The following is an 11,856-nucleotide window of genomic DNA, read 5'->3' on the forward strand; positions in this document are numbered from 1 at the left end:
GCTTTGCGGCGGTTTTGGGGAATGGGCGGGGCGACAATGCAGGGCGGATGCCGGCCCACTCGATTGAAAGTACAGTCTGCTCGTCCGGTTCGCCCCGATAGCACTTCGTGCTCCCGGGGACGTACAGGCCTCGCATCCTGTTCTTTCAACTCGCAAGCCCAGGCATCCATCCCTTGCATTGTCGCCTGTAACCTCGAAACCAGCCTCGCCACTCGTGGCAGGTCCCCCATGGGACCTGCCATACAGCACCAGCCTGCGCGTAAGCGCATTCCAATGGCTGGTGTTCCCAGTGGCTGGGCGGCAGCCTAGTCGCTAAAGCGACTAGGCTAACTCACCAAAGTAATAAAATCCTTTACTCTCTGTGAGTTTTACCATCTGCATGGTTCCGATGAGACTCTTGTCTCCCGGGAAATGAACGAGAACACTGTTTGAAAGTCTGCCGGTCACATAGCTCTCCTGGTTCTTGTTCTCATCCTCAACGAGGACCTCCATTACCTTTCCGAGATCCCTGTTCTCGTTTTCTGCGGAGCTTTCCTGAACTACTTTAAGCAGTCTGTCAAAACGCTCCTTAACTATATCCTCAGGTACCTGCTCGAACTTTGCAGCAGGTGTTCCTGTACGCTTGCTGTAGATAAAGGTATATGCAGCGTCGTATCTGCACTCCTTAACAACATCGATGGTATCCTGGAAATCCTCCTCAGTCTCGCCCGGGAAGCCTACGATGATATCCGTAGTGAGTGTTGCCTCAGGAATAGCCTCTCTGATCTTGTGAACCAGCTCAAGATAGCTTTCCTTTGTATAGTGGCGGTTCATGCGCTTAAGTATAGCACTTGAACCTGACTGAAGCGGCAGGTGAATGTGTCTCTCAATGATCGGGTGAGTTCTCATTACCTCGATAAGCTCATCCGAGAAATCCTTAGGATTTGATGTCATATAACGAAGTCTCTTGAGACCCGGAAGCTCTGCCACAGCCTTAAGAAGCTCAGGGAAGGTTGTGGATCCCGGAATATCGTTTCCGTATGAGTTGACATTCTGACCGAGAAGCATGATCTCGAGACATCCGTCAGCTATAAGCTTCTCACATTCTCTGAGAATATCTGTGGCATTACGGGATTTCTCTCTTCCGCGGACATAGGGCACGATGCAGTATGTACAGAAGTTGTTGCATCCGTAGCTTATATTAACTGAGCCCTTGAACTTGAATTTTCTGTCTGAAGGAAGATCCTCAACGATAAGCTTTGTATCATCTATAACCTCGACAGTACGCTTTCCTGTAACGAGAGACTTGTAAAGAAGCTCAGCAAGCTTGTAGACATTGTGAGTACCGAAGATGAGCTTTACATAAGGATAATGCTTACATATACCTTCAACCTCATCCTTCTCCTGCATCATACAACCTGTGATACCGATGATCATGCCGTCTCTCTTCTCATACTGATGCTTGAGTCTTCCGAGTCTGCCGTAAAGCTTCTGATTGGCATTCTCTCTGACAGTACAGGTTGTGAAAAGAACGATATCTGCATCCCAGTCATCCTCTGTTGCTGTGTAGCCGCATTTCTCAAGGATACCCAGAAGCTTTTCGCCATCCTTTGCTGACATCTGGCATCCCATAACCTCTACCATGCAATGAGCCTTGTAGCCCTCCTGCTTGCGGATCTCCACAAGCTCACGCACTCTGTCCATAAAATAGTACTGTCTGGCCGGCTCCTCTGCCGGCGCCTGCTCAATTATTTCCTTGTAATCGATGATATATTCCATAAAACCTCATTGTTAATCCCAGGAGACAGAAAATCCCCTGGGATGAATTAGTACATTATCAGTGTCAAAATTGATATCTCGAAGTTCTCCTTCGTCTTGCCGGCATCACCGCAAAATAAAGTGCCGACGCAGAATACGGATTCCTTCCGCCCCGGAAAGAGAAACTTGAACCTGAGCCTCTTATCTCACCTGACCGTTTCCGTAGATCCGGTACTTGTAGGTGGTGAGTTCCCTGAGCCCCATAGGGCCTCTTGCGTGAAGCTTCGATGTGGATATGCCTATCTCCGCTCCGAATCCGAAGCATCCTCCGTCTGTAAAACGGGTGGATGCATTCCAGTAGACACATGCGCTGTCTATCTCGTTCAGGAACCTTTCGGCTGCTGCCGGATCCTCTGAAATGATAGCCTCGCTGTGATGTGTGCTGTTACTGTTTATGTGCTTTATAGCTTCCTGAACACCCGAAACAGTCTTAACGGAAATCTTGTAATCCAGATACTCTGTGGCGAAATCCTCCCCGGAGGCTCTCTCCACAAGCTCCATACGTATCTTTCCGCCTTTTGAAGCTTCTTCCAATGTCTCATAAGCCTCTTCATCGGCATAGACTGTCACTCTCTTTTCCTGAAGCTTTTCAACAACAGGAACCAGCTTCGGAAGAGCTTCTCTGTCCACAACCAGAGATTCGCAGGCATTGCACACGCCGATTCTCTGGGTCTTGGCATTATACACTATCGGGACGGCTTTTTCTACCTCTCCGCTCTTTTCTATATAAATATGACAATTTCCGGCACCGGTCTCTATGACAGGAACGGAAGCATTGTCCACAACGGCCTTTATGAGGCGATTTGACCCCCGGGGGATGATGACATCCACATAATCATTTAACTGCATAAAGCGATTTGTGGTCTCGTGATCGGTAGCCTCTATAAGTATAAGGCTGTCGGGATCCACCTTGCAGTCCTCAAGAGCCCTGCGGATAACGGCAACTATAGCCATGTTTGAGTTAATGGCGTCAGATCCGCCCTTAAGGATAACCGCATTGGAGGTCTTGAAGCAAAGGGACCATGCATCACTTGTGACATTTGGTCTCGCTTCATAGATGATACCCACAACCCCGATGGGAACTGCGGTCTTCACCAGCTTAAGCCCGTTTGGTCTCTCGATGGTCTCAAGCGTCTCTCCCACTGGATCCGGGAGACCGGTAATGTCTCTCACCGCCGAAGCCATGTCGTGAATTCTCGCTTCTGTAAGCCTGAGTCGATCCTTCAGGCCCTCACTCATGCCGTTTTTCTCAGCATTATCAAGGTCTTTCCGGTTTGCACTGAGAATTTTCGAAACATTGTCCGAATCACAAAGAGCGTCCGCGACACTAAGTAGCACCTGGTTCTTCTGTTCGGAGCTAAGTCCTATGAGACTGGCAGAAGCCAGCTTTGCATTCTTTCCGATCGTAATGAGATCCGTCATACAAACCTCCCTTTAGCATACAGCTAATCAATCATCCTATGATATCCGGGTTAAAAGTTTCTATAAATTTAATATATGGCAGTTCTGCATACCGCTTTTCCGAAATCGGCATAAGTCCGGTTACTTCTCAGCAACCTCAATTACGTGGCTCTTCTCTTCAGCCATCTCCTTGTCGGTTGCCTCCATTGCCTTCTTTACATTTTTCTTTGCTTCCGCAGGATCCATATCTGAGCCGGCATCCTTGGATGCATTCTTTATATCCTTGAGATATACTCCAAGGTTCGCCTTTACAGAGTCAATATAGGCTCTTCTTAACTTGGCCTGCTCGTTCTTCTCTTCAGCAGTAAGTCCGCCGCCCTCCTTGGATTTATGATAAAGCTCATTTATTCTTGCTATTTCTTTCTCTGTAATCATTTTATTTCCTTACTATTATTTCTTTTATCTTCTATATGATACGGATTTCGGCCTGCCGACGAACTCTGAAAATACTGTATCATTCGTTCTGTCCGATGTATTCCTTCAGATCGAAATCCTTGTTTTTATGCGCAGCAAAAAGAGTACCTATATTTTTGCCCTCGATGATTTCAGTTATGACATCTGCGCCTGTGAACTTGGCGATGACCATGTCAGCACCGGAATCAGTCGCTATGCGTGCAGCAGCAAGCTTTGCGGACATGCCTCCGGTTCCCACATTGGAACCACTCTTTGACTTGCCCATCTCCAGAATCTTTTCATTTATCTCCGGAATGAATGGAATAAACTCTGCTTCCGGGTTCTCATGAGGATCGTCGGTGAAAAGACCGTCGATATCCGACAGCAGAATAACGAGGTCAGCATTGACAACAGCACCGACTATGGCTGCCAGCTGATCGTTATCTCCGAAAGTCTCCACCTGATTGATCTCAGAGGTTGAAATGGTGTCGTTTTCATTGACTACAGGCACTGTTCCGAGGTTCAGGAGCTCTTCAAAGGTATTCTTTGTATTCCTGCAGGACTCCGGTATCAGCATAACGTTTCTGGTGAGAAGAACCTGCGCGGAAATAACTCCGTACTCAGAAAAGATCTTCTGATAAGTCATCATGAGTCTGGCCTGTCCGATGGCGGCGAATGCCTGCTTCTCTTCCATGCTGCGGGGTCTTCTGTGGATACCGAGGGTCTGTCTTCCTGTGGCTATGGCGCCGGAAGAAACGAGGATAACATCCTTTCCCTCTCCGTTAAGATCTGCAATGACTCTTACAAGCTTTTCTATCTTGGAAAGATAAAGTCCACCTGTCTGCTTGTGGGTAATGCTGGCAGAACCCACCTTGATGACGATACGTTTCTTATCTTTAAGAACTGAGCGCATTTCTTCGTTAGTCATATAGGCCTCCATCAGTCTGTGAGAACACATATCTATAGTAACAAAAGCCCTGCTCATGCCTTATCACTCATAAGTCAGGCGTTTCCCGGAATACTGCTTTAAGTCCGAATCCGGCCAAAGGAGCATCCGTTGAATGGGGCTTTTATTGTAAATGCTCATTATTTTACAATGAATTAAAATGTTTTACAAGCGCCTCTGCGGTTTTCATTCCGTCCATGGCTGCGCTCATGATTCCGCCAGCATAGCCCGCACCCTCGCCGCATGGGTAGATTCCGGAGATATTGGACTCAAATTCCTCATTTCTCGGTATCCTTACAGGGCTTGAGGTTCTCGCCTCTATACCGGAAAGAATGGTGTCATCTCGAGAGAATCCACGCAGCTTATGCTCAAAGCTCTCCATTCCTTCGATAAAGGTATCGTTAAAATCATTTAGAGAAGCGTATTTTGAACCTTCTTCAAAACGGAAGATATCATTAAGCTTCGAAAATCCGTACTGCCCCTTTATCTCTGGCTTAACCTCCCCGAGGCTCTCCTCTGTGCTTATCTTGTTTTTCTTGAAATCCCCGTAGGTCTGAACCGGAACCTTGCCATCGAGAAGCCCGTATGCTCTCTTCTCGAGCTCTCTCTGAAGTTTGATTCCTCCAAGAGGATCGAGCTCCCCGTCATAGTCACTCTTACGGACAGACACGATGATGGCGGCATTGGCATTCTTACCGTCTCTTGCATGGTAGCTCATACCGTTCACGCAGAGCTTTCCTTCCTCTGAAGAGCTGTTCACAACATAGCCTCCCGGGCACATGCAGAAGCTGTAAACTCCTCGTCCGTTTCCTGCTGTATGAGTCACCTTGTAGGCTCCCTGACCGAGGGCTTTCAATGTCTCTTCATCTACTTCACCGTAGAGATCACAGTTTATCATGGCCTGATCATGCTGAACGCGGAAGCCCATGGCGAAATCCTTGGCCTGCATCTCAAGCCCCGCCTCATAAAGCTCCTCATAGGTGTCCCTTGCGGAATGACCTATGGCAAGGACGATCTTTCTGTCCTTGTCTCTTTCCTTATCGTAGGTGAATTTTGTGTTGAACCTGATTTCTCCACCAAGGGCCTCGATCTCGCGACGGATGTTCTTAACGATGTCCACCAGACGGTCAGTTCCCACATGAGGCTTTGCATCTATAATTATAGAAGAATCAGCTCCGTAACCCACGAAAAGATTCAAAACGAAGCTGCTTCTGCCGTCCTTATCCTTAACTAACGTGTTGATTTTTCCATCAGAGAAGGTGCCGGCACCACCCTCACCAAACTGAGGATTGGACTCTGTGTGAAGCTTTCCCTGCTCCCAGAGGTCCTGCACATCTCTGATTCTCTGATCCACATCGGCACCACGCTCAAAAACTATAGGATGCATTCCTGCTCTCGCAAGAAGCAGAGCTGCGAACATACCCGCAGGACCGAATCCAACCACCACCGGTCTGTTTTTCTCTTCCTTAAAGAACTCGCGTCTGCTGACACCCGCTATAACATCATTGAGCTTCGGCTCCCTGTACTCTGCTATACTGTCAATGCTTACATCTCTGTTCTTTAGCCTCTGAACCAGCTTTTCCTCCTGCTTTTCGGAAAATGTTGTCCCGATCATAACGGTATAGCTGAAATATATATCCGGCTTTTTTCTGGCGTCGATGGAACGTCTCACCACCGTAAGGGTTGCGATATCCTTTGCCTCTATCCTAAGAACCTTTGCCGCGGCAAGCTTCAGCTTCACCACAGAATCTGTAGCCTTTAACTTTAACTGATTTATCCTGATCATTTTTTTACCTGTATTTTTTCTTTTCTAAGCGGTTCTTCATATTTAGCCACAAGAACCCGCTTCTATATCATTGCCTATACTAGCATAAATACCATACTCACACAACGAAGCCGTCGCTCTAAAGGATTTTTAATAATCCTTAAAGCGACGGCTGTTCTTTAGATTTCAGAAATCTTTTTCGGTCATACATTCTTGCATCTGCTCTTTCAAATACCTTACGGAAGTTAATATCTTCTCCGGGTCGGAATGCAGAAAGGCCGCTGGCAACAACCGGAGCTCCATTACGCTGGTTTTCCTCTGCCTGCCTTTCAAATTCTGCCAGAAGCGACATTCTGTTCTGATAATCTTCCCCCTCCAGCAGGACAACAAATTCATCTCCGCCGATTCGAAAAACCGGACTGCGCTTAAACATTTCACAGATCAGGTGGCATGCATCCTTAAGAAGACGGTCTCCTGCTTCATGACCATGGGTATCATTCATACGTTTCAGGCCATTTACATCGAACACAACCACTCCGAATTCCTGCAGCGTTCTGCCCTCGATACGTTCGTTTATATCCTGCTCTGCCTCAACATATGCATTATAGCTTTTTACACCGGTGAGAGAATCTCTGAATGCAAGCTGCCTTGCCGAGCCAAGTTCCTTCTTCTGTTTTTCTTCCCTCATAAGCATCTCTTCCAGTTCAATCAGACGGTCCTCTTTCATATCCTCCAGAACAAAGGTATGAAGGATGCAGGTTCCCAGCAGCCAACCAACGGTATACAAAGGAAGTAGCGGGTTAGTAACCTGAATGCCCAACAGTATTGCTATTGCAAAACCAAATAATCCTATTGCCCGATGACGGCGTTTTGCACTTTTATCCTTGCCTTTAGATATAAATAACACATAACCGGCAGAAAACATAAACATGATAACTTGTATTATCAGAAAATCATATCTCAGATGACCTGAACAAAATACTCCGTCCTCATCAAACCAGAACATAACAGGCATAAAGAAGTTCAGTATCAAAACAACAGTTATAAAAGCAAGAAAAAACCAGCCAATATAGTATAATGCTTTGTTTAGCCAGGAACTCTCCAGCAGATAGTTGACCACATAACGAGTCCACAAAAAAACAGTAGCAGCCATTAAAGCAAAGTAAATCACGGTATCTGCAAACACCGCATCGATCATATGTTCCTCATAGAGGATTCCCCAAAGAATGTCTGAAATATAAAATGCTGCTACGCTCAACACGAGCAGACGATAGGTTTTACCTGCAGGTGTTGTATTTCTATAATGCTGATTTCTTATTACATCGTTGTTTATTATACAATGAACCAACAACGCCACTATTGCTGTGCTTGAATAAGTCATATTGGCTTTTTTATCTCCTTATACTGAACTCCTCAGCAAACGTCCGACTATATATTGGTATCGGCGTTTTAAGAAAAATTTATAAATCGAAATCTTAAAAAGCATCAATTTAGTGTAAAATATGATCGGCAGTCCTGCATAAACAGGTACTGCCGATCATATTTCTCAATATTTTTTCGAGACGATCGATATATTACCTGCCCCCCGCAGCTCTTCCGGCCATATAGCCTGAGCTCCAGGCCCACTGGAGATTGTAGCCTCCGCAGATTCCGTCGATGTCCAGTATCTCTCCCGCGAAGTAAAGTCCCTTAACAAGCTTTGACTCCATGGTATACTGATTCACCTCCGCGGTATTTATGCCGCCTGCTGCACACTGGGCATTCTGAAACGGATTCACTTCCTCGCACTCTGCCTTGAAACTGCAGCTAACAGAACCAAGTGCCTTCAACTGCTTTTCAGAAACAGCCGAAACAGGCAGTGTTTTATCTATGTTGGCGAGCTCCAGAAGCACATTGCCGAGCTTTTCGTTGAGAAGTCCCGTAAAGAAGCTTCCCATCTCTTTATGCTGAAGTCTCTCCGCGCGATTCTTAAAAAACGCATATATATCTTCATTTTTATCAGAAATATTCGGAAAGAAATTTATATAAACCGAAACTTCCTTTCCATCCCTGAGCCCATAGGCCGCATATCTCGAAATCTGAAAAACGGGAATTCCGGAAATGCCGTAGTCCGTAAGCTGAAGCTCTCCTTCCTCCTCAGTGACCATTTCTCCGTCTATCTTCACCGTTAGCTTCGCATCTGTTCTTACTCCCGCCATGTTCTTATAGCGGTCACCCTTACACTTTATACCTGTAAGCGCCGGTACCTGCGGAACCAGAGTGTGTCCGAGAGACTTTGCCCATACATATCCGTCTCCTGTGGAACCGGTCTTCGGTACAGCTCTTGATCCTGTGGAGATGATCAGCTTTTTTGCTCTTATAACCGTATCGCTTCCCTCTATATCCAACATGAAACTACATGCAGTTCCTGATTCTTCCGGATCAGTTCCCTGAAAATACGGTCTTTTTCCGGACAGTTTTTCCGACTCTCCCTCATCCAACCTTACCTTTCTGATAAGGGTATCAAAAATCACTTCTGCCCCGGAATTCTCCAATTCGTCAAAAAGAGCTGTGACGACAGATGCAGCCTGATCGGAATTCGGATATACATAGGTTCCTCTGTATTTTGGCTCAATGCCTATTTCTCTGAACCACTCTATAGTCTTTTCAGGCGGAAATCCCTCAAGGGCCGGCTTCGCAAACTCCGGGTTCTCACCCCTGTACTTTCCCCCCGCAAGGTCTCCCATATCGAGATTCGTGAAATTACATCTTCCGTTTCCTGTGGTGGCGAGCTTCTTACCGGGGTCAGGATTCCTCTCTATAAGAAGGACCCTTGCACCTGTACGTGCCGCTTCTATGGCAGCCATCATTCCGGCTGCACCGCCGCCTATTACCGCCACATCAACGATCCCTTTAACTGCAGTCTGACTTTTACTGCCGGCATACTCAGAGATCTTATCGCGTTTGTTATCAACTCTGCTTTCACTTCTGTTCTTACTTATATCGTTGGATTTAATATTGCCTTTACTATTTCTTATATAGTCGCTCTTATTTATGTTTCTATTACTGTTCTTATTGTCAATTTTGCTGTTTCTTTTATTACTACTCTTATCGTTATTTCTCATATCTCAAAACTCTCGCCATTTTGCCTCACAAAACGAATCCTTATTCGTGTCCGTGGGTCATATAGTGACATATAACTACATTTTACAGCAAAGACCAGCCTTTTCGAAGACTGGTCTTTGCTGTAAAACAATATAGATTTTCTATATAAATCTCTTCAATCTTCCGCCCATCGGCATGTTGTCGAGGTCTTCCTCTGTAAACGCATGCATCTTTATAAGCAGTCCGAAATATACCAGCACAGCTATCAGTACCGAAGGTGCCACCATGATGGCAGATCCGACTCTGGTGTATCTCTCTGCTTCCGGCAGTACCATACGAACAGCTATGGATGTTCCGAAGGCTGCAAGTCCCATGACAACACCGGCAATTATAGGAAGTACATATGTCTCTCTGATTCCGTGACGAAGTCTCACACGCCTCTTTATGGCATGATTATTCAGAACACACATCAAAAATGCAAAAAGTATATTTGAGAGCACTACCGCATAGATTCCCATGCCCGTGAACATCAGTCCCACAAGACATATGATATGGAATATGAGCGAAACCAGTGCATGCTTCAGCGGGATACTGAGATGTCCCAGTCCCTGAAGTATGGCATTGGTGATGGTGGACAATGAATAAAATACCACCGCAATGGCTCCTATCCTTGTAAGCATGATAAGAAGCTCTACATTCTTTCCCGGGAAAAGCATACGGCTGATAGGGTCTGCCAATGCACAAAGTCCGATGGCAGACGGAATCGCAACCAGCATGGTGAATCTGATACTGTATTTCACCCTCTGTACAGTGTTCTTTCTGTCATGGGCAGCAACGGCTCTCGTAAGACTCGGGATCAGTGACGATGACAGAGCATTGGCAAGAGCCACCGGAATGTTGAAAAGTATATGATACTCTCCGAAAACTCCCCACTGGGAAACGATCTTTTCGGCATGTCCCAGATAGGTCATAATGTTTCCGAATATGGCATCATCTATGACCGAAGAGATATTGTAGACCGTCGATGAAATGAGGATAGGAAGCATGGTTCCGGCAAGAAGGAGTCCTATCCTGCCGTAGCTCTCCACCACTCCGTCATCTCGTTTCATCCTTCTCTTCATATCACGCCTCTGGGAAGCGTAAAGGATAAGGAAAAATAGAAGCGCCGTCAGGGCACCTGCTCCGGTACCTATGGCTCCTCCTGCGGCTCCAAAGGCTGTGGTGTAGCTCTCGCTCTGATAAACCAGATTGGAAACCTCACCCATCTTGAAGAGGATGGTTGCAGCCAGAATGGAAACTATGGCGTTCAGTATCTGCTCGAGGATCTGGGATACCGCTGTGGGCACCATGTTTCCGCTGCCCTGAAAATATCCCCTGAGGATCCCGAGATATGCCATGATCCAGACTGTCGGCGCCAGAGCTCTCAGGGCGTATCTGCAGTAAGGCTTTTTCAGGAATGATTCCGAAATGAAATCCGAACCGAACCAGAGCGCACAGAACATCAGAAAGCCCACAACAGTTGCATAAAAGCATGCCGCCTTTAAAACTCTGTGGGTGTTCCTGTAATGCCCGTTCACGAGGTTCGCCGAAACGATCCTTGATACCGCTGTAGGCATAGAAAAGCTCGACAGTATGAGTAATAATGTATAAATGCTGTAGGCACTGGTGTAGTAACCGTTACCCTCGTCTCCTATTATGGCTGTGAGGGGAACACGGTATACCATACCGATGATCCTGACTACTATACTTGCCACTGCAAGAAGGGAACCCTGAACGATAAAATTGTTCTTTCTGTCCCTCTCCGCATCTTCGCTAAAAGTTCTCTGAACCTTTATATTTCGTGATCTTGAAGGCCGGTTTGATGGGGTCTCCAAAGCAGGTCTTACTCTTCTCTGATCACTCATCTAAAATAGCCCTTTCCCTCCAAAATTTCCTTTTGGCGTCGCTCCATTTCTATACGCTCCTCATCCTCCATATGGTCATAGCCCAAAAGATGGAGCATGCTGTGTGCCACAAGAAATGCCAGCTCTCTTCTTTCCGGATGTCCGTACTCCTTTGCCTGAGACTCTATACGATCCTGATTGAGTACGATGTCTCCGAGGAGAAGCTCGCCGGAATCGGGATTAAAGATATCGGAATTACTCTCGTCTATCCCATCATAATCCGCAGGCTCTTCCCAGTCCACCATAGGAAATGAAAGGACATCCGTAGGAGAATCTATTCCTCTGGCTTCTCTGTTCAATTCATGAATGCCGTCATTATCTGTTATGACCACGCTGATCTCGCACTCATACGGACACTTCTCATAGTCTATGGAAGCCTCGATGATCTCTCTTATGATATCTTCAAACTGAAGGTCAAGACGCTTTTCTACTTCAAAATCTATATTAACAGTCATTGCTTGTATAAC

General features: G+C 46.3%; 9 protein-coding genes. All 9 read right to left on the minus strand.

Annotated elements, in window-relative coordinates:
• Positions 1-321: 321 nt before the first annotated feature.
• Positions 322-1,758, minus strand: a complete 1,437-nt coding sequence (gene miaB / locus BXO88_RS09335) for a tRNA (N6-isopentenyl adenosine(37)-C2)-methylthiotransferase MiaB (protein WP_078037472.1) — start codon at positions 1,756-1,758, stop codon at positions 322-324.
• 180 nt (positions 1,759-1,938) lie between these two features.
• Positions 1,939-3,219: a glutamate-5-semialdehyde dehydrogenase gene (locus BXO88_RS09340; protein WP_078037473.1), complete on the minus strand. Its 1,281-nt coding sequence runs from the start codon at positions 3,217-3,219 to the stop codon at positions 1,939-1,941.
• Positions 3,220-3,339: 120 nt separating this feature from the next.
• Entirely contained in the window at positions 3,340-3,633 is a 294-nt protein-coding gene (locus tag BXO88_RS09345; protein ID WP_206099982.1) for a DUF896 domain-containing protein, read from the minus strand.
• Between the two features lie 79 nt (positions 3,634-3,712).
• Positions 3,713-4,579 carry a glutamate 5-kinase gene (gene proB / locus BXO88_RS09350; protein WP_078037474.1) on the minus strand — a complete coding sequence of 289 codons (867 nt, stop codon included), beginning with the start codon at positions 4,577-4,579 and terminating at the stop codon, positions 3,713-3,715.
• 163 nt (positions 4,580-4,742) lie between these two features.
• Entirely contained in the window at positions 4,743-6,383 is a 1,641-nt protein-coding gene (locus BXO88_RS09355) for an NAD(P)/FAD-dependent oxidoreductase (protein ID WP_078037475.1), read from the minus strand.
• A gap of 139 nt (positions 6,384-6,522) precedes the next feature.
• Entirely contained in the window at positions 6,523-7,743 is a 1,221-nt protein-coding gene (locus tag BXO88_RS09360; protein ID WP_078037476.1) for a GGDEF domain-containing protein, read from the minus strand.
• 193 nt (positions 7,744-7,936) lie between these two features.
• A complete protein-coding gene (locus BXO88_RS09365) occupies positions 7,937-9,466 on the minus strand; it encodes an NAD(P)/FAD-dependent oxidoreductase (protein ID WP_078037477.1) in 1,530 nt (509 codons plus the stop codon).
• Between the two features lie 141 nt (positions 9,467-9,607).
• Positions 9,608-11,350: a putative polysaccharide biosynthesis protein gene (locus BXO88_RS09370; protein WP_078037478.1), complete on the minus strand. Its 1,743-nt coding sequence runs from the start codon at positions 11,348-11,350 to the stop codon at positions 9,608-9,610.
• Positions 11,347-11,844: an rRNA maturation RNase YbeY gene (gene ybeY / locus BXO88_RS09375; RefSeq protein ID WP_078037479.1), complete on the minus strand. Its 498-nt coding sequence runs from the start codon at positions 11,842-11,844 to the stop codon at positions 11,347-11,349. The genes BXO88_RS09370 and ybeY overlap by 4 nt, the downstream gene beginning before the upstream one ends.
• Positions 11,845-11,856: the final 12 nt, after the last annotated feature.

The organism is Oribacterium sp. C9 (assembly GCF_002007235.1).
GTDB lineage: Bacteria > Bacillota > Clostridia > Lachnospirales > Lachnospiraceae > Oribacterium.

Excerpts from the sequence above, each read along its gene's own strand:
- BXO88_RS09365 (WP_078037477.1), bottom strand. The coding sequence starts at position 9,466 with ATGAGAAATAACGATAAGAGTAGTAATAAAAGAAACAGCAAAATTGAC.
- BXO88_RS09370 (WP_078037478.1), bottom strand. The coding sequence starts at position 11,350 with ATGAGTGATCAGAGAAGAGTAAGACCTGCTTTGGAGACCCCATCAAAC.
- BXO88_RS09360 (WP_078037476.1), bottom strand. The coding sequence starts at position 7,743 with ATGACTTATTCAAGCACAGCAATAGTGGCGTTGTTGGTTCATTGTATA.
- BXO88_RS09345 (WP_206099982.1), bottom strand. The coding sequence starts at position 3,633 with ATGATTACAGAGAAAGAAATAGCAAGAATAAATGAGCTTTATCATAAA.
- BXO88_RS09355 (WP_078037475.1), bottom strand. The coding sequence starts at position 6,383 with ATGATCAGGATAAATCAGTTAAAGTTAAAGGCTACAGATTCTGTGGTG.
- ybeY (WP_078037479.1), bottom strand. The coding sequence starts at position 11,844 with ATGACTGTTAATATAGATTTTGAAGTAGAAAAGCGTCTTGACCTTCAG.
- proB (WP_078037474.1), bottom strand. The coding sequence starts at position 4,579 with ATGACTAACGAAGAAATGCGCTCAGTTCTTAAAGATAAGAAACGTATC.
- BXO88_RS09340 (WP_078037473.1), bottom strand. The coding sequence starts at position 3,219 with ATGACGGATCTCATTACGATCGGAAAGAATGCAAAGCTGGCTTCTGCC.
- miaB (WP_078037472.1), bottom strand. The coding sequence starts at position 1,758 with ATGGAATATATCATCGATTACAAGGAAATAATTGAGCAGGCGCCGGCA.